The following is a 23,906-nucleotide window of genomic DNA, read 5'->3' as shown; positions in this document are numbered from 1 at the left end:
AGAAGAAGTTAGCAGATAAACTTCTCCGCGTGGAGAAATCACCCAACGGGTCGACGCGTGACCTACTGCTTGACACCGGCATCACCCTGATCGGCACCGTCGGCAGCCGGCAGGCGTCGGCACGCGCGGTCGAAGACGCGTCCGGGGTGCCACACGGGAGCGTTCGGCATCATTTCGGCGGTCAGAGCGGTTTCCTCGCGGCTCTCGTCGAGCACGTGTACACCGGGGATCGGGCCGCCGAGGGCGAGACGACGCAGGAGGTGATCGCCCGCTGGCTGGGCAGTGACCGCGTCTGTACCAGGGCTCGTTATGAGCTCATGCTCCTGTCGACACGCGACGAGGACCTGCGACGGGCGATGGTCGGGCACCGTGAGCGCTACGTCGACGGACTCGTCGACGGCGGGCTGCCCCGCACCGAGGCCCGGCAATTGGTCGCCGCGCTCGACGGCCTCGTCCTCGACGCACTCCTGCGGAACTCCGACGGCACCGACGTCGACCACGATCCCACTCCTCTGCTGCGCGCGTTCCGCTGACGATCCGGGGTCACGTCGTCCCGATGAGTTCGGCGGCCAACGCACGGAGGTGTTCGGCGAGTTCGTCGACGCCGGGCTGTTCGACCGGGAAGTGCCCGCACCCGGTGAGCAGATGGATGTCGGCGCGCGCCGCGATCCGTCGCGCGAAGCGCACGCTGACCTCCGGCGGCGTCCAGGAGTCGGCCGCCGGATGGACCAGCAGCACCCGAGGACCCCGATACTCCTCAGGGTCCGGCACCTCGTGCGTCATCAGGTCCGCCAGGAATCCCAGCGACACCGACGATCCGGCACCGAGACGGTCGTCGACGCAGACCCGGGACAGTTCCGGGTCGCGACTCATCGCCGACATCGGCGCCACCCAGCGGATCGGGAACCGCATCCGGGCGAGCACCCCGACGCGGGCGAGCACCGGCATCAGCGGGATCAGTCGCGCGAGCGCCGGCGTACGCGCGACCGCTCGACGCGCATCGGGATCCCCGGCCAGATCGAGCAGGCAGGTCGCGACGACCGCGGCCACCCGTCCGGTCCGGCTCGCGACCTCGTAGGCGAGCATCCCACCGAGACTCGCCCCCAGCACGATGAGCGGACGCGGATCGTCCTCGGTCTCGGCCACCACGAGATCGGAGATCAGATCGACCCAGTCCTGGTAGCGGACCCTCCCCGGATCGGCCACCCGCGTGCGTCCGTACTGCGGCAGATCGGGGGCGAGGACCTCGAACCCCTCGTCCGCGAGGATCGCGCCCAGCGGCCAGACCAGGGCACTGTGTCCGCCACCGCCATGCAGCAGCAACACGCGCAGCGGTGCCGCGCTCCGGCGCGCCCGCAGGATGTGGACGTCGACCTCCCCGTACGGCCGGCCGGAGCTCGACGGCCAGGTCCACCAGGTGGATTCGGCCGCGACCCCGGCGGCGACGGAGCGCCATGGCTCGGGCAAGAAGCGAAGGTAGGATTCGGGGGTTCCGGATCGGCGGATCATGTATCCATCGTCGAACCGGCGGCGGGACTCCACAACTCGCATTCCACGAGGATCGATCAGATGCGCAAAAGGCCACGGCAGCAACGCTCTTCGTTCACCGTCGACACGATCCTCGAGGCGGCCACTCAGCTTCTCGACACCGAGGGCGCGGAGATGACGACCAACCGCATCGCCGAGAAGGCCGGGGTGTCGGTGGGCTCGATCTATCAGTACTTCGGCGACAAGCAGGCGATCTTCGACGAACTCGCGCTTCGCCATCTCGACGCGGCCGCCGGGGCGATGACGGCCGTCCTCGCCGACCACCCGCCCGGTTCGTGCCCGTGGCCGGAGGTGCTTCATGCGGTGATCGAGGTCGCGGTCCGCGAGAACTCTACGCACGGCCGCGCCCATGGGCGGCTGCGCGAACTGGCCGACCCGACACGCCTGGCCACGGAGTACACCACCCTGATCGATTGGCTGATCGACCGGTTGAGCGCCCATCTCGTCGCCGACGGCTGGACGGCGCAGTCCGCGGCCGCCGACCTCCGGCTCGCCTTCGCCGCCGTCGACGCCCAGATCCACCAGCTGGCCGGCACCGACCTGACCGCCGACGAACTGACCGACCGCATCACGGCCTACACCGAGGCAGCACTCCGCGCGCACCGATGACACGCCGAATCCCCGTGCCGCTGTTCGGTTCGCCTAGTGTCCCGGGTCGGAAATTCGTTTCATGAGTTCGGCGGTCCAGGTGGATGCATCGCGAGGCGGCGGAGGACGCAGCTACTGGATGTACCTGCGACGACGCCAACGAAGCGAGGCGCCGCCTGGGCGTCGCAATCATCAACGAATTCCGGCGCGGGACACTAGATCTACTTCCCGCGACGCGGATTCGCCTTGGCCCGTTCGTGGACCAGGCGCAGGCCATCCAGGGTCAGGTGCGGGTGATGATCGGTGAGGGAACGACATTCGTCGAACATCAGCGGCGCGAGAAACCCGGTGGCGACCACCGTCACGTCGTCGCCGTCGAATCCCGGGACGGTGTCGCAGACGCGGTCGACCAACCCGTCCACCTGACCGGCGAAGCCGTACAGGATGCCCGACTGGAGCGCTTCGACGGTGTTCTTGCCGAGCACGCTGCGAGGCGGCATCAACTCGACCTTCCGCATGGTCACGGTGTGCTCCGACAGCGCCTCGACCGCGAGGTTGACGCCCGGTGCGATGGCCCCGCCGAGGAACTCGCCCGTCGCGGAGACCGCGTCGACGACCGTTGCGGTACCGAACGCGACCACGATGCATGGTCCGCCGAATTCCGTGTGCGCGGCAAGGCAATTGGCGACCCGGTCGGTGCCGACCTCTTTCGGGTTGTCGACCAGGAGGGGAACCCCGGTCCGCACACCCGGTTCGAGCAGCACGTGTGGCCCGTTGCCGAAGTAGCGCGGCACCATCACGCGCAGTTCGCGCAGGAGCGACGGAACCGTCGACAGCGCACTCACCCCGGTCACCTGCTCGATGTCGTCGCCGAGCATGCCGCGGAACGCCCACGCCAGTTCGTCGGCGGTGTAATGCGGGTCGGTGTGGATTCGCCAATCACGCACCAGGCGCGCGTGATCCCCGACCCCGGCGTACACGCCGAGATGGATGTTGGTGTTGCCGACGTCGACGGTGAGCAGCATCAAAGGTCGTCGCCGCGTCAGAGCGAGGCGTCGGCGAAGATCGGACCGTCGAGGTGACGCGGGTCGAGCAGGCCCGACCCCGCGGGTACGTCGGCCGGATCGTCGCCCGTGGTCACGATGCGGTTCTGCGCGTCGACGAACACCACGTTCGGCGAGTACTCACGCAGCTCGGCCGCATCGAGCATGCTGTAGGCGATGATGATGACCAGGTCGCCGGGGTGAACGAGATGCGCTGCCGCACCGTTGATCCCGATGACACCACTGCCGCGCTCGCCGGCGATCGCGTAGGTCACCAGCCGGGCGCCGTTGTCGATGTCGACGATCGTGACCTGCTCACCCTCGAGCAGACCCGCGGCGTCGAGCAGATCGGAGTCGATGGTCACCGAGCCGACGTAGTGCAGGTCGGCCTGGGTCACGGTGGCGCGGTGGATCTTCGAGGTCATCATGGTGCGCAACATGGTCATCGTCCCTCTGTCGTGGTTGTGGTGGCATTGGTCCAGGCGATTTCTTCTTCGAGCGCGGCGACGCCGCCGACCGTCACGCCGACGTTGTCGATCAGGCGTGCGCCGCCGAGCCGGGCGGCGACGAGCAGCCGTCCCGCGCCCTTCTCCGGTGGTTCCTCGAGCTGACGCCCGCGCAGGTCCAGGTAGTCGACCTCGATCTCCGGGACCGTGGCGAGCACCGACCGCGCGGCGGCGAGGATGGCTTCGCGTCCGCTTTCGGCCGCGTGGGCCCCCGCGACGAGCGACGCCGAGAGCGTCGTCGCCAGCTCCCGCTGCTCCGGGGTGAGGTAGCGGTTGCGTGACGACATCGCCAGCCCGTCGGACTCGCGGACGGTCGGGACGCCGACGATGTCGACGTCGAGGTTCAGGTCGGTCACCATCTGCTTGATGAGCACCAGCTGCTGATAGTCCTTCTCACCGAAGAACGCCGCATTGGGTCCGACGATGTTGAGCAGCTTGAGGACCACCGTCAGCATCCCGGCGAAGTGTGTCGGCCGCGAGATCCCGTCGAGGATTCGGCCCACCTCGCCCGGGTGCACCGTCGTCCGCGGACCGTTCGGGTACATCGACGACGCGGACGGCGCGAACACCAGCTCGACGCCCAGCGGCTCGAGGAGCGCGAGGTCGGCGTCGAGGGTGCGCGGGTAGGCGTCGAGGTCCTCGCCGGCGCCGAACTGCAACGGGTTGACGAAGATGGACACCACCACCACGGTGTTGCCCTTCGCCTTGGCGGCCCGGACGAGCTGCAGATGGCCGGCGTGCAGGGCACCCATGGTCGGGACGAGCACGACACGTTTGCCCGCGGCCCGCAGCGCGCGGGCGACGCGGCTCAGGGACGCCGGCTCTCGATGCACGGTCATCCTGCCGGCCGAGTAGGTGGGCTGTGCGTCGGACGGGCCGCTCACGCCGTCTCCTCCGCTTGATGTCATCGGTCCTCCAATGCGTCGATCAACGCCTGCGGTGCGTGGCTGTGGTCCGCGGCGCGCCGGGCGAGTGTGCGATATGCCTCGGCGATGCCGTGCGGTCCCGGGCCGGCGGGGACGGTGCGCAGCGCCGCCAGGTGTCGGGCGACCGCGGGCGCGTCACCGCGGGCGACGGGCCCGGTCAGCGCCGACGGGCCGAGTTCCAGCACGTTTCGCAGCGACGCCGCGGCCAACGGCCCGAGGATGCGTTCGGCGAGGCGGTTACCGTGTCCGTCGACGGTCGCGGTGTCGCGGCCGGAGTGGTCGATGGCGGCGTTGAGTGCGAGGACCGCGTCGGAGATCAAGGCGATCAGGTGGTTGGCGCCGTGGGCCAGTGCGGCGTGGTAGAGCGTGCGCTCGGCTTCGGCGATCCGCACCGGGTCACCGCCCATTTCCAGCACCAGCGACGACGCGATGGCCTCGCCGACCGCATCGGCGGCGGTGACGGCGAAACAGGCGTTGGTGAGGCGCGCGGTGTCGTCCTCCGAACCCACGAACGTCATCGCCGGATGCAGTGCGATCCCCAGTGCACCGCGGTCGGTCAGCGGTTGCAGCACGGCCACCCCGTGCGCGCCCGCGGTGTGCGCGACGATCGTCCCCGGACGGAGCGAGTCGGACGCCGCGATCTCGTTGACCACGGCGGCGAGCTCGGAGTCGGGCACGCTGACCAGCAGCAACTCGGATCGCGCGACGACCGCGTCGAGGTCGAGGACCTCGGAATCGGGGAGTCGACTCACCGCGCGGGCCCGGGACTCGGGCGACCGCGCCACCACGGCTCCGACCACATGCCCGGCCTTCTCGAGCGCCTCGCCCAGAGCGGTCCCGACGCGGCCGGCGGACACGAGGCCGACGGTGAGGCGAGCGGGCGTCGGCAGATTCGTCATGCCGGGAAACGGGTCGGTGAGACCGGAACGGAGGTGCGAGCCATCGACGAAGGCGTCATCGCCACCGGTTCGCCGTGCCGATGGCATACCGGCATCACCGCTCGGTGAGGTCACCGCTGTCCTCCAGAGTGTCGTTCCAGTCCCGCATCTGCCGAGACGTCCGTCGGATGAGCGGACTCATCGCGGCGGCGTCGGCACGGGTACCAGACGTTGCAGAGCAAGAGTAGGTCCGACACCGCGGCCGGTGCCAACGTCTGTGACAGGTGTCACCTCGAGGTCGTCCGGTCGATCCGCCGGTCGTGCCGACCGATCCACCGAACCACCGGTGACCTGCGCCGACGCGGCGTAGTCTGAGACAGCCGCAGTCCGCCCAGGATTGCCGGCCCGGACGACATCGACACACCCCCGCACACGAAGGTCCCGCCCATGAGCTTGGAACCGGGCACAGAGTTCGCCGGTTACCGGGTCGTGCGCAGGATCGGTGCGGGCGGGATGGGTGAGGTGTACCTCGTCCGCCATCCACGGCTCCCGCGCCATGACGTGATCAAGGTGCTCGCCGAGCAGGTGTCGAACGATCCGATCTTCCGCGCCCGGTTCACCCGCGAGGCCGACCTCGCCGCCCAACTGGACCACCCGTGCATCGTCAGCGTCTACGACCGGGGCGAAGTGGAGGGACGACTCTGGATCTCGATGCAGTACGTGCCCGGCACGGACGCCGCGGCAGTGCTCGCCACCAGCCCCGGCGGGCTCCCGCTCGCCGACGTCGCGGCCGTGGGCGACGCGATCGGCGCGGCGCTCGATCACGCACACCGCTCCGGACTGCTGCACCGCGACGTCAAACCGGCGAACATCCTGATCAGCCCCGGGGAGTCCGATCCGCGACTCCCCCAGCACGTCACGCGCCGGCGTATCCGGCTGGCGGACTTCGGGATAGCGCGCCCGACCGACGGTGGTGCCACCTCGCTCACCTCGACGGATCTCGTCATCGGCTCATTCCCCTATTCGTCACCCGAACAGCTCTCGGCCGAGACCCTCGATGCCCGCAGCGACGTCTACTCACTGGCCTGCAGCGTCTTCGAATTGATCTCGGGCACAGTGCCATTCACCGCACGGACGCCCGCCATGATGATCCACCACCACCTCAGCACCCCGCCCCCGGAGCTGTCCGACCTCCGTCCCGACGTGCCGCGGGCGGTGTCCGGCGTGGTGCGCTCCGGTCTCGCGAAGAGCCGGACGGACCGTCCGTCGTCGGCGGGCGCCTTTGCCGCCGAGCTCCGTTCGGCGATCGACTCGACGGTCTTCGCCCCGGCGCCACCGCGGCCGGAGCGCACCGTGCGCGGCCACGCCGCGGCGGCACCGATGTCCGGTCCACCGATGTCCCGACCCGCACCGCCGGCGCTGCCCCCGACCGCCTTCGCACCAACTGCTGCGATCCCGGTCACCGGTGCCACCCGGCCGAGGGACGACGGCGCTCGGCCCACCATCGCACGGGGCGCGACGGCATACTCCGGACTCCCCGGACACGCTGTCCCCCAGCATGATCCCGGTTCGTCGACGGTCCGCGCCTCGCGCGATCTACCGGTGCTGGACCCACCTCGGCCCGGCCCGGGTGCGACCCGGCGGACCACCGCGTCGCTCGCATGCGGTGTGGCGGCGATCCCGTTGAGCGTCGTCGGCGGACTGGGCCTGCCGGTCGGCGTGGCCGGCTGGTATCTCGCCGGCCGTGGTCAGCCGGGTTCGGCCGGGCGGTTCGCCCGTGTGCTGTGCGTCCTGGGCGTCGTGCTGAGCCTGGGGTTCATCGCGTTCACCGTCGGACGCGCCGTGGCGATGCAGTTCTGACTTCGACGTCGTGGCAACGGATTTCGTCAGCGCCAGCTCCCCGGCCGGGACTGCTGCGGCTCACGCGCCTGCCTGGACAACGCGCCGAATACGGCGTCGACCACCCACAGGGTCAGGATGCCCGCCACGATGTCGACCACGTCGTCGAACGGTGAACGGAATCTCGGCGAGAACGGGTCCAGTACCTGCGAGGCCGGGACGTCGAGGAGTCTCCCGGTGCCGTCGACGATCGCGTCGACCGGGTTCGACGCCCAGCCCTCGTACGCGTTGATCGCCAGCAGCATGATGACCGGAATGGCCAGCACCCACCAGAATCCACGTCGACGCGCGACCGACCACGCCACGATCAGCATCACGACGAAGGCGGGCATGTGCTCCGAACAGAGCGTGAGCACGGGGTAGTCTCCCGATCGCACCAGGACCGGGACCTGACCACCCCAGAATCCGAGTGCTCCGACCGCGCCGATCACCACCGCGATCCCCGACCGCATCGGATTACGAGCCCAGATCCCCAGCACGAGAACCATGTACAGCGGCATCAGAGCCGTCAGCGACCAGATGAGCAACAGGCTCGCCTCGGGACCGTTGGCCTGGAGGTTCGCGTGGTACTCGGGGAACGGGGTGCCGTCGAGCGGGTCGAAGGTGAAGAGCCACAACACCGTCGGCCACCACGCGATGACCGGCAAGAACACCGCGGTGCTCACCAGCGACTGCTTGACCGCGTTCCCGCGCTCGGTATGGCGGATCGCGGCCATCGACGGATCGGACCCCGGCCCGAGACCGAACTCCCCACCCGCGAGCGTCTCGCTCATACGGGAATACTAGGGCGATCGTCCAACTCGTATCGGCGAATCCGCGGCAACGCCGCAGATGCACCCGGACGGATGACAGGGGCATCGGACCGCGACCCGGCAGTGTCGCAAGCGGCCGGGCGGATCAGCCGTTCCGTCGGCGCCGTCCGCCGCCGGTGGACTCCGTCTGTGACCGCAGCTGGCTCAGGAGTTCGGAGACGGGCAACCCCGCCGAGTGTGCCGATTCCGCGTCGTCGGCAACCGCACGGCGTCGACGACCACCGCCGAAGGACTCCGCGGGCCGACCGCCCGGCTGATTCTCGTGTCGTCCAGCGGACCCGAGGAAGGGCGGGGGCTCCACGTCGTCGGAAGCATCCGCGACGCCCGGGGTCTCATCGCTCTCGGGTGCTTCGCCCGACGCCGCCCGGGTCGACCATTCGTCGGTCGGGGTGTCGTCGGTGTAGAGCGGTTGATTCGCGTCCGCGACCGGCGACTGCGATCCCGGGCCTCGGGTATCCGCCGCGTCGGTGTCGTTCCCGAGGTAGAAGCCCCCGGAGAACGGCACTGACGCGGACTCGCCGGCGCCGGTCGACGCACCGTCCGCACCCGAGGTCTCGGCGCCTGCGGAGGCCTCCGGGCCGTCGGCGTGATCGGTGTCGACGATCTCGGCGTCGGAGACGTCTGAGTCGGACGTCCTCCCGGACGTCCCCGTCGCGGCAGCGGGTTCGGCCGGCGCGCTCGTCGCCGCGGGCTCATCGGGCGATACCTCGGTGGCGATGCGGCCCGAGATCGGATCGTCGGTGACGACCGGGATCACCTCGGTCATCTCGTTGGGATCGACCGGTCCCGTATGCCTGCCGTCGTCCGCGGTCGGAGCCGTCGCCGCGAAGTCGCGCGCGGCGAGCACCCCGTCGTCGGCGTAGGTGGCGCCGTAGGAGGACACGCCACCGATATCACCGGAGAAGCCACCGCCGTAGGGTGCGCCGGATCGACGTCCCGCGCGTGATTCGTCGTTCAGGCCCGAGGCCAGTTCGCGCATCTTCTCACTCGACAGGGCGACCCGCTGATCCGGCAGCGGTTCACCGAGGAGCATCTCCAGGCTGGAACGCAACGCCAGCACCTGGGCCTTGAGCTCGGAGAGTTCTTCGTTCGACTCGGCGGTGACCTCTTTGCGGATGGTCGTCTCGACATCGAGTTCGTACTGCCGACGCGCGGCGATCTCGCGTTCCAGCTGCAGTTCGTAGACCAACCGGAGGTCACGGCTCTTCGCCTCGGCGCTCTCGGCCTGTCGACGGAACTTCGTCACCAGGATCGCGCCGATGACGGCCGCCCACAACGCCGCGATGACTGCCAGCGAGCCGGTGATCGACAGCCTGTCGGTGAAGACCATCAGGATGCTGGCGATCAATGCGAGCACGATCAAGAGGCCGAGCAACCACTGAGCCGTCGACCGACTCGAGCGGCGCGAGTCGGCGGCACGGCCGTTCGAGGTCGTCATGATCGTGAATTTACCCGCTGTGAGTGCATTCGGACCGCAGGCGGGTGCGGAGTTTCTCCGATAGTCGACATGTTAGGCGACGAGTGGGCGGGGCGTCCGACACTCGCCCCGACCCTCACGGACCGCCGACGGCGGACGGATCGTCGGGTGCTCGGCAGCAGTACTCGAGCCACAGCGCGGCACCGACGAGGACCACCCCGCCGATCAGTCCGACGATCGCGCCCGGCCGGTCGTGGTCGGCAGCGGCCAGATCGTGTTGGCCGAGCAGGAAGGCCAGCAGACCCAGCCACACCCCGACGGCGATCGCGCCGAGGATCGCAGAAGCCATGGCCAGGGCCAGCACTCGCGCGGCCGTGAGTGGATGGAGTTGTCCCCGCGCGCGACCGACATCCCGCGAATCGACCCGGGAACGGACGACGAAGGCGATGACGATCTCGAGTGCGGCAAGCACATACAGCACCACACCGGCGAGCAACGGCAGCGGCGGGAAATCGGAGTAGTTGTACCGCACCAGGATCCACGCGACGATCGCCGTGACCGCTGCGATGACGGCGAGATCGCGGACCCGGGTGGGACCGAGACCGGTCTCCTCGTCGTCCTGATCCGGCCGGCGCGGATCCGGCGCGGTCACGACTCGACCCCGGTCAGGCGGCCGACCGGACGCACCGCGTCCCGCTCTGTGGCGTCGAGCCGGGCCACGAGATCGGACACCGCGCGCGCACCGTCCGGGGTCCAGAGGGTGGCATCGGGTTCGATCTCGAGCCACGGGACGAGGACGAAAGCCCGTTGCGCGGCACGGGGATGGGGCAGTGCCAGGTCCGGGTCCCCGGATACGACGACCTGGCCGGACTCGGACACGGTGATCACGTCGACGTCGAGAGTTCTCGGCCCCCAGCGGATCTCGCGCGTCCGTTCGGCCGCCCGCTCGAGTTCGAATCCGCGCTCGAGCCACCCGCGCGCATCATGCGGGCCGTCGACGACGAGCGTGATGTTGCGGAAGTCCTCCTGCTCGACCCCGCCCCACGGCGGCGTCGAATAGACCGCGGACACCGCGACCAGGTCGTCGGCGAAAGCCTCGACGACCGAACGCAGGTGCGCGGTCGGGTCACCGATGTTGGAACCGGCCGAGAGCACCGCGCGGCTCATCGCGTCCCCTTGCGGGAACGCCTGGTCACCACCGCGACGTCGTCGAAGGTCAGTGGGATCGGCGCCGACGGCTTGTGCACGGTCACCTCGCAGGCATCGATGCGCTCGTCGGTCATGATCGACTCCGCGACCTCGGCCCCCACCTTCTCGATGAGGTTGCGCGGTTCGCCCCCGACGATGCCGGCGACCTGCTGCGCGAGCGCGCCGTAGTCGACGGTGTCGGCGAGGTCGTCGGACTCGCCGGCGGCCCGTAGGTCCACCCAGAGCACGACGTCGATGTAGAAGTCCTGGCCGTCGGCCCGTTCATGGTCGAACACACCGTGATTGCCGCGGACCTTGAGGCCGCGCAGTTCGATCCGGTCAGCCATTCGAGTCTCCTACCGAGGACGAGGTTCGGGAACCGCCGGTACGCCAGGCCGCCGCGACCGCGACCGCGTCGCGACTGCTCGCGACGTCGTGGACGCGCACCCCCCACGCGCCCGCGGCGGCGGACAGCGCCGAGACCGACGCGGTGGCGACATCGCGTCCGGCGGGCGGCCGGTCCGCACCGTCGCGACGCAGCAGCGCCCCGAGGAAGCGTTTGCGGGAGGCTCCGACCAGCACCGGGAAGCCGAGACCGGTGATGGTGGGCAATGCGTGAAGCAGGGCCCAATTGTGCTCGGCGGTCTTGGCGAAGCCCAGCCCCGGATCCAGGATGAGGCGGTCGGCATCGACGCCGGCCGACACCGCCGCGTCGACCTGGGCGAGCAGTTCCCCACTCACCTCGGCAACCACGTCCCGGTACCCGTCGACGTCTCCGCTGCGGTGCGTGAACCGCCGGTCCGAGCTGTCCCCGGCCGGGCGCCAGTGCATCAGGATCCACGGCAATCCCGCGTCCGCGACGACCCGCGCCATGTCGGCGTCGGCACGCCCGCCGGACACGTCATTGACGATCGCGGCGCCGGCCCGGATCGCGGCGGCCGCGACCGGGGCGCGCATCGTGTCGACCGACACGGTCACCCCGCGCGCGGCGAGTTCGCCGATCACCGGGACCACGCGCTCGGCCTCGAGACCGGGGTCGACCCGGACCGCGCCGGGCCGGGTCGATTCGCCACCGACGTCGATGAGGTCGGCACCCTGCTCGATGAGTTCGAGCCCGTGTGCGATGGCTGCATCGGCGTCGAGGTAGCGGCCGCCGTCGGAGAACGAGTCGGCGGTGACGTTGAGGACGCCCATCACGAGAGTCCGGTGCACACCGCCGCCGGCGGGGACTGCGTACGCCTGCGTCACCGGGCGATCAGGTCGAGGGCTTCGCCGCGGGACACCGCACTGGTCTTGAAGATGCCCCGCACCGCCGACGTGGTGGTCGTCGCGCCGGGTTTGCGGATACCGCGCATGGCCATGCACAGGTGCTCGGCCTCGATCACCACGATCACCCCGCGGGGTTCGAGTCTGCGCATCATCGCGTCGGCGATCTGGCTGGTGAGCCGCTCCTGGACCTGCGGACGCTTCGCGTACAGGTCGACCAGGCGCGCCAACTTGGACAGCCCGGTCACCCGGCCCGAGGTGCCAGGGATGTAGCCGACGTGGGCGACACCGTGGAACGACACCAGATGATGCTCGCAGGTGGAGTACATCGGGATGTCCTTCACCAGCACCAGCTCGTCGTGGTCCTCGTCGAACGTCGTGGCGAGGACCTCGTCGGGCTCGGTGTACAGACCGGCGAACATCTCCCGGTAGGCGTTCGCCACCCGCGTGGGCGTCCGGATCAGACCCTCCCGATCCGGGTCCTCGCCGACGGCGAGCAGCAACTCGCGGACCGCGGCTTCGGCGCGTGCCTGGTCGAAGTCGGACCGGGGTCCCTCGAGTACGGCGTCCCGCCGCTCGCTGATACTCATCCGGCCACTTTACGAACTCGGACGCGAGTCGTCGTCACCGGCGCGATGACCCCAGCCGTTCGTGTCGCCGTTGCGACCCGACCGCGGGTCGGGCTCGGGCGGCCAACCGGGTGCGGACCAATCGCGCGGCGCGCCGTAATCCGGACGCGTGCCGCCCCCGTACGGCCCGCCCGACCCGGGTGCCGTCCGGCCGTTGCCCGGGTCCGGATACTGCGGGTTGGGGTAGTTCGGGTTCGGGTACTGGGGGTTCGGATACTGGGGATTCGGATAGTGGGGGCCGGGATCGGCCGGCGGATATCCGTGGTCGGGGTACCGCGGTTCCGGATTGCCCTGCGTCGGGGGTGTCGGACCACCCGGCTCGGGATACATCGGCGGGTAGTTCGGCACCTGGCCGGGGACCTGCGGCCCACCGGGATAACCGGCACCCACCGGCTCGGGGATCTTGGCCTGCTCCGGCGGCGGCCACGGCTCACCGCGTTCGATCGCCAGCTCTCCCGGCGTCTTCACCGGCGGTTTGTCACTCGGAGTGCGTTCGCCGAAGTCGTTGAACGCGGTGATCCGCGGACGCTTGTCGACGTCGGCGAAGATCTTCTCGAGGTCCTTGCGGGTCAGCGTCTCCTTCTCGAGGAGCTGCGTCGCGAGCACGTCCAGGGTGTCCCGGTACTCGGTCAGGATGGCCCACGCCTCGGTGTGCGCGGCCTCGATGAGCCGGCGCACCTCGTCGTCGATCTCGCTCGCGATTTCCGCGGAGTAGTCGGTGTGCGAGCCCATGGACCGGCCGAGGAACGGATCGCCCTGGTCCTGGCCGTAGCGCACCGCACCCAGCTTCGAACTCATGCCGTACTCGGTGACCATCGCACGCGCGATCTTCGTCGCCTGGTCGATGTCCGACGACGCGCCGGTCGTCGGCTCGTGGAAGACCAGTTCCTCGGCGGCACGGCCGCCCATCGCCATCACCAGCCGCGCGATCATCTCCGAGCGGGTCATCAGGTCCTTGTCCTGCTCGGGGACGGCGAGCGCGTGGCCGCCGGTGCGCCCGCGCGCCAGGATCGTGACCTTGTAGATCGGGTCGAGATCGGGCATCGCCCAGGCAGCAAGAGTATGGCCGCCCTCGTGATAGGCGACGACCTTGCGCTCGTGTTCGCTGATGATCCGGGACTTGCGGCGCGGACCGCCGATGACCCGGTCGACCGCCTCTTCGAGGGCCTCGGCGGTGATCGTCTGCTTGTTCTCCCGTGCGGTGAGCAGCGCCGCCTCGTTGACGACGTTGGCCAGATCCGCTCCGGACATGCCGGGCGTGCGCTTGGCCAGACCGTCGAGATCGGCGTCGGAGTCGATCGGCTTGCCCTTGGCGTGGACCTTCAGGATGGCCCGGCGACCCGCCATGTCGGGGTTGCCGACCGGGATCTGCCGGTCGAAACGTCCGGGGCGCAGCAGAGCCGGATCGAGGATGTCGGGGCGGTTGGTGGCCGCGATCAGGATGATGCCCGAGCGGTCGCCGAACCCGTCCATCTCGACGAGGAGCTGGTTGAGCGTCTGCTCACGCTCGTCGTGACCACCGCCGAGACCCGCGCCGCGCTGTCGGCCGACGGCGTCGATCTCGTCGACGAAGATGATGCACGGACTGTTGTTCTTGGCCTGCTCGAACAGGTCACGCACACGCGACGCGCCGACGCCGACGAACATCTCGACGAAGTCCGAACCGGAGATCGTGAAGAACGGGACGCCCGCCTCGCCGGCCACCGCGCGGGCCAGCAGCGTCTTGCCGGTTCCGGGAGGGCCGAAGAGCAGCACACCGCGCGGGATCTTGGCGCCCAGCGCCTGATACCGCGTCGGGTTCTGCAGGAAGTCCTTGATCTCGTAGAGCTCTTCGACGGCCTCGTCGGCGCCCGCGACGTCGGCGAAGGTCGTCTTCGGCATGTCCTTGGTGAGCTGCTTGGCCTTCGACTTGCCGAAGCCCATCACGCCGCCGCGGCCACCGCCCTGCATACGGCTCATCACGAAGAAGAACAGACCGAACAGCAGGATCATCGGCAGCACGAAGATGAGGATCTGCCACAGGACGGACTGCTCGTTGACGTTGGTCGTGTACGGGGCGCCGGTGCCCTGGACGGCCTCGAAGACCTGGTCCCCCGCCTGCGCCGGGTACTTGGCGCTGATCTTGTCGGCGTCGGCGTCGTTGACCTTGATCGGGGTGTTCAGCTCGATGCGCAGCTGCTGCTCGCGGTCGTCGATGCTGATGAACTTGGTGTTCTTGTCGTTGAGTTGCTGCAGTGCGACAGAGGTGTCGACGCCGCGGTACTCCCGACCGGAGTCGCTCATCACGCTCCAGCCCCACAGGGCGAGCAGGATGAGCGCCAGGATGGCGAGGTTGCGGAAGACTGTCTTACGGTTCATGCCAGTTGGTGGGGGTCGTGCGGGCTCACGGGATCGAGTCCCGGTGCCGACGCCGTTCCCATGTCCTTCCCGTCGACGTACACATTGAGGCTACCGGTCAACGATCGCGCTGGTGAAACCGTTCCCTCGCAGGTCGGACACGCGGGCGCCGCGTCATGCGCCGGCGATGGATCAGTGCGTGTACACCGACGGCTTCAGTCGTCCGATGTAGGGAAGGTCGCGGTATCGCTCCGCGTAGTCGAGGCCGTATCCGACGACGAACTCGTTGGGGATGTCGAACCCGACGTCGGCGACCCGGATGGTGGAACGCACGGCGTCCGGCTTGCGCAACAGAGCGCACACCTCCAGGCTGCGTGGCGACCGTGTGGCGAGATTCTTCATGAGCCAGGACAGCGTCAGACCGGAGTCGATGATGTCCTCGACGATCAGGACGTCGCGTCCCTCGATGTCGCGGTCGAGGTCCTTGAGGATGCGGACCACACCCGAGGACGAGGTCGACGACCCGTAACTGGAGACCGCCATGAACTCCATCTGCGACGGGATCGGCAGCGACCGGGCGAAGTCCGTCATGAACATGATCGCGCCCTTGAGGACACCGATGAGGACCAGATCCTCCTCGATGTCGGCATAGCGCGACGCCACGGACTGGGCGAGTTCGGCGGTGCGCTGCTTGATCTCTTCCTCGGTGATCAGGACAGCGTCGATGTCGGCGGCATACGGATCGGCAAACTGCACGGTCCCAGCTTGTCATGTTTTGCCGATACCGCGGCGAACGGGGGTTGCACGAGGGCCGCGACCGTCGGTCGGAGAAATGATCGAGCATCGACCTGCGGTTTTATCGAGAAATGCCTGCTCAAATCATTGTTGACCTTTCACACCGACATTTCGCGGAATTGCTATGTGCATAACGGTCCCATAACAACTCATCACACCGGCACCATTCCGAGTGGTTGCGTTTCGAAGTGGATCAAGCGTCTGACATTCTCGGAAACAGAGTGCTGAGCAACAGACCTCTGAATTCCCCTCCCCTTCTCACGCCCTGTCCCGTGCGGACAAGAAGGAGCGCTCGTGTTCCCCACTTCGCGTTCTCCCCTGCGCAAAATACGTTTCAGCGCAATTCTCTGCCTGGTCACCGCGGTCGTCACCGTCTTCGCCGCGACCGCCGAAGCTGCACCTCAGCGGGCCGCGGCTCCGACCTACGACGCGTCGTGGAATGCCTCGGCCCTCACTCTCACGGTGCACAACGCATCGGTCAGCACGGAGAACGGAAATCTGACGATCCGGGACACCGCCGGCGCGGAACTCTTTCGCATGCCGCTCATGTATCGCAGCGAGTATCGGCAGTTCCCGATCGACACTCGGACCACGGGAAACAAGGTGACCCTCATTCCTTCCCGTGAGGTCGCGCGTTCGACGGCGCTCAATCCGACCGCGGTCGATCAATTACGCGGGGTGGCCCGACACAATGTCGCGGCGCCGCAAACACGCCAGGAACGTGACGACCAGGCACTCGAACGTTTCCAATCGCAACTCCGCACAGGAATGACCGTGTCGTCATTAGTGGGGACGATCGTAGGCGGCATCGTAGGCGGCGCACTTGGCTGTGCACTCACGGGAGTAGCCCTAACCCCTCTCGCATGCATCATCGTCGGCATACCGGTTGGGGCAGCTGCAGGCGGGATCGTCGGCCTCGCGCTTGGTGGTGGCGGCACGCTCATCGGTGCCGGCATCCACTACTTCCAGACGATCAACTCGCCGTTCACCCCGCCGCGTCGCTGATCGCCCGGGTCTTCACGACGGTCCGTCTCACCTCGCGGTGAGGCGGACCGTCAGTGTTTCCCCGGCACGTACGACGACGCGTCGTGCTCCGGGGTCGCCGCCGATGGCCACCTGCGACCGTGCGTTCCCGGTGGTCGCCATCAGATCGTCGACGGCCGAGATGACGCGGTGCGTCGGTTCGGTGGCGCCGACGCCGAGCAGCCAGGCGCGCAGGACACGCGTGCGGACCGCGAGCGGCACGGCGAGCAGCGGCGCAACCGCCAGCCCGTCGTAGCGCCCGGCCTCGGCGAAGACACTTGCCGCCCACTCGTCCAGCGCGTCGTTGTCGGCCCGCAGGCCCTCGGCGGTCCGGCCCAGCGCGTCGACGACTCCGCCGTGCAGGACCTCCTCCAGCAGCGGCAGCACCTCGGTCCGCAGACGGACGCGGGTGAACCGCGGATCGTCGTTGTGCGGATCGCGATGGGGCACGAGACCGAGTTCGGTGCAGGCCGCCAGCGTCTGCTGCCGGCGGACGCCGAGCAACGGCCGGGCCCAGGGGTCGTTCCACGCACGCATGCCGGCGATCGACCGCGCCCCGGAACCCCGGGCCAACCCGAGCAGCACGGTCTCGGCCTGGTCGTCGGCGGTGTGGCCGAGCAGGACGGGCCGATCCGCACGGGCCTCGTCGAGCGCCGCATACCTGGCGTCGCGCGCACCGGCCTCGAGGCCGCCACGGCGCCCGACGCGCACCGGTAGCACCCGGACGCGGGCGCCCAGACTCCCCGCCACCTCTCCCGCCGTCGCGGCGACCTGTGCGGAGTCCGGCTGCAGTCCGTGGTCGACGATCAGCGCGGTGACGTCCAGACCGGCGCCGACGGCGGCTGCGGTCAGCGCGAGCGAGTCCGGTCCGCCGGAGAGGCCCACACAGACCTGCGGCCCCGAGAGATGAGCGGCCGCGAACTCCGCGACCGCCCGTCTCACAAGACCCGCTGAATCCATGCCTGCGGGTCGTCGATCTCGCTCGGCAGCGGCATCGTGTCCGGCGAGGTCCACACGACGTTGAACCGCTCCATCCCGACGGCCTCGACCACCGCGTCGACGAAGGCCTTGCCGCGGATGTACTGCGCGAGCTTGGCGTCCATCCCGATGAGCGCCCGGATGAGTCGCTGGACCGGGTTCTGGGGAGCGGTGCGTCGTTTGTCGAACGCGGCTCGGATGCTCGCCACCGACGGCACATGCGCCGGACCCACGGCGTCCATGACATGGTCGGCGTGACCCTCGAGCAGCGTGCCCAGGACCATCATGCGTTGGAAGGCGGCGTGCTGCTCCGGGCTCTGCAGCAGTTGCATCGCCCCGATCACACCCTTTTCGCGCGGACCGTCGGAACCCTTGAGCGCCTTGGTCATCCGCGTGACGATCTCGGTGGTCGACTCGCCGGCGTCGGAGGTCAGCACGGCCACGTTGTCCTGCATGTAGTCGCGCAGCCACGGGTTGGCCGAGAACTGCACCCGGTGGGTGACCTCGTGCAGGCACACCCACAGGCGGAAGTCCGACGGGATCACCTTGAGCTGACGTTCGACGTTGATGATGTTCGGCGTCACCACCATCAGCACACCCGGTTCGCCGGTCTCCGGGTCGGGCGTGAACGGGTCGTACTGGCCGAGGATCGCGGTGGAGAGGAAAGCGAGCAATCCGCCGGCCTGGAGGCCGCCGAATCGGGCCCCGAGTCCGGGCGATCCCGCATCGATCGACTCGTCGGAGCCGAGCATCGAGCGCATCGACCGGGACGCGGCGTCGATCCACCCGGCCCGGTCGAGGACCCGGGTGGTCGGTACGCGCAGGCCGTCGGCGAGCCCGGTGACCTCACGGACCGGGGCTTCGGCCCGGGTCGCGGCGTCGGCCAATTCCGCACGGGCCGCCTCGTAGGTGTAGGCCGTGGTCTTGGGACCGGGACGGGCGAGACGTTTCGCGGTCGACGCCGCGAGCGACCAGTCGATCTGCGACCCGATGCCCGGTTGACGGTCGGCGGTCTCGGCGACCTCTGTGGTCCCGGCGTCGGTGACGTCCGACCCGGCGGTTCCTGAAATGGTCATCGGCACCCGCACTCTCTCAGTTGACCCACCACGGCGTCGAGGGCGGGTCGCGCGTCCGCCGGCGAGGTGCCGCCGGACATCAGGGCGAACGACAGCACGCGGCCGTCGACTGTCTGCACTATGCCGGTCAACGAACTGACCCCGGTGAGTGTTCCGGTCTTGGCGCGCGCCCAGCCCGCGCCCGGGTTGCCGGGGGCGTCGAACCGGTCCGCGAGCGTGCCGGTGCCACCGGCGATCGGCAGCCCGTCGAGCATCGGGCGCAGCGCCGGCCGGCTGGGTCCGCTCGCGGCCGTCATCACGGCGTCGAGCAGTTCCGGCGTGGTGCGGTTGGCGTACGAGATCCCCGACGCGTCGTGCAGGGTGGTACCCGCCCACTGGTCCGGGAACATCGACGACAGCACCTGTTCGATCGCCTCGACGCCGCCGGCGTGCGTCGGCGGCCCGCCCCGGTGCACCGACAGTTCGATGGCAAGCGTCTCGGCGAGCACGTTGTCGCTGTAGCGCAGCATGTCGTTGACCCGGGTGACCAGCGGCGCTGACTGGACCTGCGCGATGACGCGGTCGTTCCCGGATGCGGGTGCGCCGGAACCGGTCACCTCCGTGACGGGACCCTCGACGCCGAGAGCCGCGGCCAGCGCCTCGCCGGCCATGATGCCCGGGGCCGCGGTGCGCGGCGAGTACTCGCCGAGCGGTTCGAGCCGGGCGCCGTCGACCATCAGCGATTCGATCGGCGCGATGTCGCCACCCTGGATGTCCCGGCGGTCCCAGGTGGTGTCCATCGTCGGACCCGAGAACGCGCGCAGGTCGACGGCCACCGACGTCACCGGGATCTCGGTGTCCTCGATCTGCCGCGCCAGGTCGGCAATGCGACCGGGGTCGGTGTAGAAGGTGTCGGTGCCGGCGGGCTGTGCGGACAGGGTCGGGTCACCCGCACCTCGGAGGATGATCTGCCCGTTGCTGCCGGCCACCACCGTCGTGGTCAGTCGCTGATCGTGCGGCACGGCTTCGAGCACGGCAGCCGCGGTCAGGATCTTGGCGTTCGACGCGGGGATCCGCGGACGCTCGGGGTTGCTGGTCCACAGGACCGCGCCGGTCAGCGAGTCGCTGATCATGCCGGTGAGTTCGCCGAGCGCCGGATTCCGCAGTGCCGGCGCGATGGCCCGCGACACACCGCTCGGCGTGGGCTCCGGCGCGGAGGCGACCACCGGGTCGATCCGGGGGTCGACGGCGATCGCGGCGGGCTGCGGGGGAACCCCCGGCGGCAGTTCGGGTTCCCGGTCGAGCCGGAGCGCGATGATCACCGAGGCCGTCGCGACGAGGGCCAGGATCACCACCGCGGTGATCGTCCACCACAGGAGTCTCCGACCGGAACGACCGCCGTTTCGGGTGGATGCGCCCACAAAGCCTCCGGGTCTCTCGCGGTTGACGGTCGATGGAACGGCCCGGACATACGCACAACAAGGGGTACGAACATCGAGGTCGCCGGACCAACAGTATCGTTGGGGCAGCGTGCGGGCGTTTCGGCCCGACGCGGCATCCCCGATCAAGACTGCCAGGAGGAACTGTGGAATTCGATGTGACCATCGAGATCCCCAAAGGTGGCCGCAACAAGTACGAGGTCGACCACGAGACGGGCAAGGTCTACCTCGACCGCTACCTGTACACCTCGATGGGCTACCCGGCCGACTACGGCTACATCGACGGCACCCTCGGTGAGGACGGCGACCCGCTCGACGCGATGGTCCTGCTCCCCGAGTCGGTGTTCCCCGGCATCATCGTGCGCGCACGGGTCGTCGGCATGTACACCATGACCGACGAGGCCGGTGGCGACGACAAGCTCCTCTGCGTCCCGGCCAAGGACGTGCGCTGGGACCACATCAAGGACATCTCCGACGTGTCCGAATACGAGCTGGGACCCATCGCCCACTTCTTCGAGCACTACAAGGACCTCGAGCCGGGCAAGGAGGTCGACCCGGGCGGGTGGGTCGGCCGCGACCAGGCCGAGAAGATCGCACAGGAGGCCATCGATCGCCTCGCCGCGCACCCCGACGCGGCCAACGAGCCCTCGCGCGGCTGATCTCTCCCGCACACGAGACCGCCGGCACCATCATTCGAGATGGTGCCGGCGGTGTCGTCTGGTCACCAGGTGGCTTCGACTCGGCGCCTCGACCTCGACGCGCTCCTTCGTCGCTTGCTCGGCCCGGCGGCTACGCTCGGTGCCGGCTCAACCAGCAGTGGGTCAGGCCACGCGGTACCGCTGCTCGGCGAGCACCGGCAGGATCTGTTCGCGGATGCGGCGTTCGGTGGCCGCGCCGTCGATCGGGATGAGGATCACGGCGTCGGCGACCTCGGCTGCGTAGATGTCGCGGACCAGCGTGATCAGTCCGTGTGTCGTCCCGATGTAGCGGATGGTCCCCGAACTCGTCTCCGACGACGCGTTCACCGCCGCAGCAGCGGCCGTGCGCGCCGACGCGGCGTCCGGCGCGACAGCCACCTCCACCTCGAGTGCGACCACGAACTTGGCCTGATCGTGGCTGCCGGCCCGGAGCAGGGAGCGGGCGCGCTGCGCCTCGCGGAGGGTCTCCCGCCGCACGACGATCGGAAACGTCTGTGCGAGATCGTCTCCCGCGAGCGCGATCTGGAATCCCGGACGTCCGATGCTGATCGGGGCCGTCGGGGTGGCAGTCGGTGCGGCGATCACGGTGCCGCGGTCAGCACGTGCGTCGAGTTCGATGGTCATCTATTCACCCCTGGTCGAGTTCGGTCGGTCTGTTCGGTTCGCGCCCGGAATGCATCGAGAATCCGGTCGATGTCGTCGACGGTGGTGCCCGCTCCGAAACTCGCGCGCACCGTGTCGGCCGGCGGTGCGAGGCCGTCGACGGTGTAGCCCGCGACTCCCGCGCGGTCGGTGGAATCGGTGAAGATCCGCAGCGGCGTGAAGCCGCCGATCGCGGCCAGGCCGGCGTCGAGACGTTCGGCGAGGCGGCGTTCGTGCAGCCCGATCGTCTCGGGTCCGAGATCGGCGAGCACCCGACACGCCTCGGCGACCGCGATCGCCCCGGAAACGCCGTCGGCGTCCGGCGAGGCGTCGACATCGGCGGCGTCGAACCAGTCACGACGACCGATGAGGACGCCGGCGCCGCCCGTCTTCCGACCCGGTTCACCGACCGCCAGGTAGTCGATGCCGTGGCTGACGACGGAGACGGGCCGGTGCCCGACGAGTTGCGCGGCGTCGACCAGGATGCGGGCCCCGGACCGGTGCGCGAGCGAGGCGAGCCGGCCGATCGGCAGCACCTCGCCGGTGATGTCCGATACCGCGGCCACGACCAGGAGCGATGCCGGCGCCGAGGCGAGCTCGGTCTCCAGCGCGACCAAGGTGTCCTCGATGGTCTCGCAGGCCGGGACGAACCGCGCACGGTCGCGTCCCTGCCGTGGTGCGCACCACCTCAGCAGGTCGGCGCCCGACCCGATGTCGAGGACGACGACGTCGCCAGGAGTGATGCGCGCCGCGAGGTCGAGGGCACCGGCGGGACCGCGGGTGAACACGATGGTGTCGTCGACCCGCGCACGGACGAACTGCCGCACCGATTCCCGGGCGGCGTCGAGGCGGACGTCGACTGCGGGCGACAGACGACCGGCGGGTGCGGACAGGACAGCGGTCACGGCAGGAAACTCCTCAGACATTCGCGCTTGCCGCGTCCGGTCGGTACGCGGCCGGGTCGTCACCCGGAGCACCCCACCGCGAAGGAGGGTTGCCGACCAGCGAGCCGGGGCTTGTCACTGGCACTCATGACCTACGACCAAGGGTCGTCGATCTCGCGCGGACGTGTCAATTTTCACTCAACGTGATCGGAAGTTAGGGCACACTTACCTGTAGCGTGTCAGGGGTGTCAGCGACTGATGTGTTCGTGTTGTCCCGCCCGCACGGCACCGTGCGGGGCATGGGCGCGGTCCGTGCGTTCACCGACGTCGACGCCGCCTCGGCCGCCCTGCGCGCCGGGACCGTCGACGGTCTGACCGGCGCGATCCCCTTCGACCTCGCCGACCCCGCCGCGCTGGTGGTGCCCGAAGTCCTGCACGTCGACGCGGCGCCGCTGGCGGGCGGGCCGCCACTGACGCGCACGCCGGTGTCGACGACCCTGTACCCCACGGCCGACGAGCACCGCGAACGGGTCGCGCACGCGGTGAAGCGGATCGTCGCCGGCGACGTCGGCAAGGTCGTCCTCGCCCGCAGCGTCGACATCGTGCTCGACGCCGAGGTCGAGCCTCTGCGACTTCTCGACGCATTGGCGGGCGGCAATGCCGGACACAACGCATTCGGTGTCGATCTCGGCGCGGCCACCGGCTCGGGTTCGTGGCTGTTGGGCGCGAGTCCCGAAGTGTTGCTGCGCAAGTCGGGTTCCGTCGTCACCTGCCACCCGTACGCGGGATCGGCACCGCGGTCACCCGACCCGGTCGTCGACCGCGCCGCTGCCGACGGATTGTTCTCCTCGGCAAAGGACCTCGCCGAGCACGCCTTCGTCGTCGACCACCTGCGAGACCGGCTGGGACACCTCTGCGACGACGTCGACGCGCCGTCGACCCCGCAATTGCAGTCGACCGGGGAGGTCTGGCATCTGGCCACCCCGATCCGCGCGCGGCTTCGGGACCCGGCGACCACTGCGCTCGATCTCGCACTCCTGCTCGGCCCCACCCCGGCGGTCTGCGGCACGCCGAGTGATGTTGCTGCGCAGATCATCCGCGAGGTCGAGGGTGAGCGCGGCTTCTACGCGGGGGCGGTCGGCTGGTGCGACGCCGCCGGCGACGGGGAGTGGATGGTCACCATCCGGTGCCTCGAACTCGAGGCCGATCGTCGCAGCCTCCGGACGTGGGCCGGCGGCGGTATCGTCGAACACTCCGACCCGCAGGGCGAACTCGAGGAGACGGCGTTCAAGCTGCGGACGGTCCTGAACGCGTTGGGCATCGCCGCACTCGACTGAGCGGATCGATTGCGGACG

The 23,906-nt window shown here is 69.4% G+C and carries 25 protein-coding genes and 1 riboswitch; of the genes, 6 read left to right on the top strand and 19 right to left on the bottom strand.

Features of this window, described 5'->3' with window-relative positions; all coding sequences use genetic code 11:
- Positions 1-29 precede the first annotated feature (29 nt).
- Positions 30-533: a TetR/AcrR family transcriptional regulator gene (locus A9310_RS04850; RefSeq protein ID WP_065629641.1), complete on the top strand. Its 504-nt coding sequence runs from the start codon at positions 30-32 to the stop codon at positions 531-533.
- 10 nt (positions 534-543) lie between these two features.
- On the opposite strand, the gene A9310_RS04845 is transcribed toward A9310_RS04850, so the two are convergent.
- The gene (locus A9310_RS04845) at positions 544-1,509 is read right to left on the bottom strand and encodes a carboxylesterase (protein ID WP_065629640.1); all 966 of its coding nucleotides are present in this window, start codon (positions 1,507-1,509) and stop codon (positions 544-546) included.
- 60 nt (positions 1,510-1,569) lie between these two features.
- Between A9310_RS04845 and A9310_RS04840 the strand changes: the two genes are divergently transcribed.
- Positions 1,570-2,157: a TetR/AcrR family transcriptional regulator gene (locus tag A9310_RS04840; RefSeq protein ID WP_065629607.1), complete on the top strand. Its 588-nt coding sequence runs from the start codon at positions 1,570-1,572 to the stop codon at positions 2,155-2,157.
- Between the two features lie 200 nt (positions 2,158-2,357).
- Here the strand turns inward: A9310_RS04840 and A9310_RS04835 are convergent, their stop codons facing one another.
- The 4 genes from A9310_RS04835 to A9310_RS04820 are packed head-to-tail and all read right to left on the bottom strand — an operon-like array spanning position 2,358 to position 5,624.
- On the bottom strand, positions 2,358-3,161 hold the full coding sequence (locus A9310_RS04835) for a type III pantothenate kinase (RefSeq protein ID WP_058249901.1): 804 nt from the start codon (positions 3,159-3,161) through the stop codon (positions 2,358-2,360).
- A 17-nt stretch (positions 3,162-3,178) separates the two neighbouring features.
- Positions 3,179-3,619: an aspartate 1-decarboxylase gene (panD, locus tag A9310_RS04830; protein WP_065629606.1), complete on the bottom strand. Its 441-nt coding sequence runs from the start codon at positions 3,617-3,619 to the stop codon at positions 3,179-3,181.
- A gap of 2 nt (positions 3,620-3,621) precedes the next feature.
- Entirely contained in the window at positions 3,622-4,569 is a 948-nt protein-coding gene (gene panC, locus A9310_RS04825; protein WP_065629605.1) for a pantoate--beta-alanine ligase, read from the bottom strand.
- Between the two features lie 20 nt (positions 4,570-4,589).
- Positions 4,590-5,624 (bottom strand): Rossmann-like and DUF2520 domain-containing protein, encoded by a 1,035-nt coding sequence (locus tag A9310_RS04820; RefSeq protein ID WP_065629604.1) that lies wholly within the window; start codon positions 5,622-5,624, stop codon positions 4,590-4,592.
- A gap of 312 nt (positions 5,625-5,936) precedes the next feature.
- Here A9310_RS04820 and A9310_RS04815 point away from each other — a divergent pair, with 312 nt between their 5' ends.
- Positions 5,937-7,349, top strand: a complete 1,413-nt coding sequence (locus A9310_RS04815; protein ID WP_065629603.1) for a serine/threonine-protein kinase — start codon at positions 5,937-5,939, stop codon at positions 7,347-7,349.
- A gap of 26 nt (positions 7,350-7,375) precedes the next feature.
- On the opposite strand, the gene A9310_RS04810 is transcribed toward A9310_RS04815, so the two are convergent.
- The 9 genes from A9310_RS04810 to hpt all read right to left on the bottom strand — a co-directional run bounded on the left by A9310_RS04810 (position 7,376) and on the right by hpt (position 15,793).
- Positions 7,376-8,161 carry a hypothetical protein gene (locus tag A9310_RS04810; protein WP_065629602.1) on the bottom strand — a complete coding sequence of 262 codons (786 nt, stop codon included), beginning with the start codon at positions 8,159-8,161 and terminating at the stop codon, positions 7,376-7,378.
- A 124-nt stretch (positions 8,162-8,285) separates the two neighbouring features.
- The gene (locus tag A9310_RS04805) at positions 8,286-9,638 is read right to left on the bottom strand and encodes a DUF6779 domain-containing protein (protein ID WP_065629601.1); all 1,353 of its coding nucleotides are present in this window, start codon (positions 9,636-9,638) and stop codon (positions 8,286-8,288) included.
- Between the two features lie 115 nt (positions 9,639-9,753).
- Entirely contained in the window at positions 9,754-10,269 is a 516-nt protein-coding gene (locus tag A9310_RS04800) for a DUF3180 domain-containing protein (RefSeq protein ID WP_065629600.1), read from the bottom strand.
- A complete protein-coding gene (gene folK, locus A9310_RS04795) occupies positions 10,266-10,784 on the bottom strand; it encodes a 2-amino-4-hydroxy-6-hydroxymethyldihydropteridine diphosphokinase (RefSeq protein ID WP_065629599.1) in 519 nt (172 codons plus the stop codon). Before folK ends, A9310_RS04800 begins: the two co-directional genes overlap by 4 nt.
- Positions 10,781-11,152 (bottom strand): dihydroneopterin aldolase, encoded by a 372-nt coding sequence (gene folB, locus A9310_RS04790; RefSeq protein WP_065629598.1) that lies wholly within the window; start codon positions 11,150-11,152, stop codon positions 10,781-10,783. The genes folK and folB overlap by 4 nt, the downstream gene beginning before the upstream one ends.
- On the bottom strand, positions 11,145-11,999 hold the full coding sequence (folP, locus tag A9310_RS04785) for a dihydropteroate synthase (protein ID WP_065629639.1): 855 nt from the start codon (positions 11,997-11,999) through the stop codon (positions 11,145-11,147). Before folP ends, folB begins: the two co-directional genes overlap by 8 nt.
- A gap of 50 nt (positions 12,000-12,049) precedes the next feature.
- Positions 12,050-12,661 carry a GTP cyclohydrolase I FolE gene (gene folE / locus A9310_RS04780; protein ID WP_065629597.1) on the bottom strand — a complete coding sequence of 204 codons (612 nt, stop codon included), beginning with the start codon at positions 12,659-12,661 and terminating at the stop codon, positions 12,050-12,052.
- A 9-nt stretch (positions 12,662-12,670) separates the two neighbouring features.
- Positions 12,671-15,058 (bottom strand): ATP-dependent zinc metalloprotease FtsH, encoded by a 2,388-nt coding sequence (ftsH, locus tag A9310_RS04775; RefSeq protein ID WP_065629596.1) that lies wholly within the window; start codon positions 15,056-15,058, stop codon positions 12,671-12,673.
- 171 nt (positions 15,059-15,229) lie between these two features.
- A complete protein-coding gene (gene hpt / locus A9310_RS04770) occupies positions 15,230-15,793 on the bottom strand; it encodes a hypoxanthine phosphoribosyltransferase (protein ID WP_065629595.1) in 564 nt (187 codons plus the stop codon).
- 333 nt (positions 15,794-16,126) lie between these two features.
- Between hpt and A9310_RS04765 the strand changes: the two genes are divergently transcribed.
- Complete coding sequence (locus A9310_RS04765) at positions 16,127-16,837, top strand: hypothetical protein (protein ID WP_065629594.1); 711 nt, start codon at positions 16,127-16,129, stop codon at positions 16,835-16,837.
- 27 nt (positions 16,838-16,864) lie between these two features.
- Here A9310_RS04765 and tilS read toward each other — a convergent pair whose 3' ends face one another.
- From tilS to dacB, 3 genes are read right to left on the bottom strand one after another with little or no spacing between them, the layout of a single operon-like run.
- Positions 16,865-17,815: a tRNA lysidine(34) synthetase TilS gene (gene tilS / locus A9310_RS04760; protein ID WP_065629593.1), complete on the bottom strand. Its 951-nt coding sequence runs from the start codon at positions 17,813-17,815 to the stop codon at positions 16,865-16,867.
- A complete protein-coding gene (locus tag A9310_RS04755) occupies positions 17,794-18,909 on the bottom strand; it encodes a zinc-dependent metalloprotease (protein WP_065629638.1) in 1,116 nt (371 codons plus the stop codon). Before A9310_RS04755 ends, tilS begins: the two co-directional genes overlap by 22 nt.
- Complete coding sequence (dacB, locus tag A9310_RS04750; protein WP_083207259.1) at positions 18,906-20,309, bottom strand: D-alanyl-D-alanine carboxypeptidase/D-alanyl-D-alanine-endopeptidase; 1,404 nt, start codon at positions 20,307-20,309, stop codon at positions 18,906-18,908. The genes A9310_RS04755 and dacB overlap by 4 nt, the downstream gene beginning before the upstream one ends.
- A 164-nt stretch (positions 20,310-20,473) precedes the next feature.
- Here dacB and A9310_RS04745 point away from each other — a divergent pair, with 164 nt between their 5' ends.
- Positions 20,474-20,986 carry an inorganic diphosphatase gene (locus tag A9310_RS04745; protein ID WP_058249886.1) on the top strand — a complete coding sequence of 171 codons (513 nt, stop codon included), beginning with the start codon at positions 20,474-20,476 and terminating at the stop codon, positions 20,984-20,986.
- A 162-nt stretch (positions 20,987-21,148) separates the two neighbouring features.
- Here A9310_RS04745 and A9310_RS04740 read toward each other — a convergent pair whose 3' ends face one another.
- Positions 21,149-21,649 (bottom strand): hypothetical protein, encoded by a 501-nt coding sequence (locus tag A9310_RS04740; protein WP_065629592.1) that lies wholly within the window; start codon positions 21,647-21,649, stop codon positions 21,149-21,151.
- Positions 21,646-22,572, bottom strand: a complete 927-nt coding sequence (locus tag A9310_RS04735) for an aminotransferase class V-fold PLP-dependent enzyme (RefSeq protein WP_254661177.1) — start codon at positions 22,570-22,572, stop codon at positions 21,646-21,648. The genes A9310_RS04740 and A9310_RS04735 overlap by 4 nt, the downstream gene beginning before the upstream one ends.
- An 18-nt stretch (positions 22,573-22,590) precedes the next feature.
- Positions 22,591-22,704: riboswitch (SAM riboswitch) on the bottom strand.
- Between the two features lie 107 nt (positions 22,705-22,811).
- On the opposite strand from A9310_RS04735, the gene A9310_RS04730 reads away from it, so the two are divergent.
- On the top strand, positions 22,812-23,888 hold the full coding sequence (locus A9310_RS04730) for an isochorismate synthase MenF (protein ID WP_065629590.1): 1,077 nt from the start codon (positions 22,812-22,814) through the stop codon (positions 23,886-23,888).
- The last annotated feature ends 18 nt before the right edge of the window (positions 23,889-23,906 follow it).

This window comes from Gordonia sp. UCD-TK1, from assembly GCF_001691435.1.
GTDB classification, from domain to species: Bacteria; Actinomycetota; Actinomycetes; order Mycobacteriales; family Mycobacteriaceae; genus Gordonia; species Gordonia hongkongensis.
The sequence above is the reverse complement of the archived record's forward strand: the minus strand, read 5'-3'. Positions and strand labels throughout refer to the sequence as shown.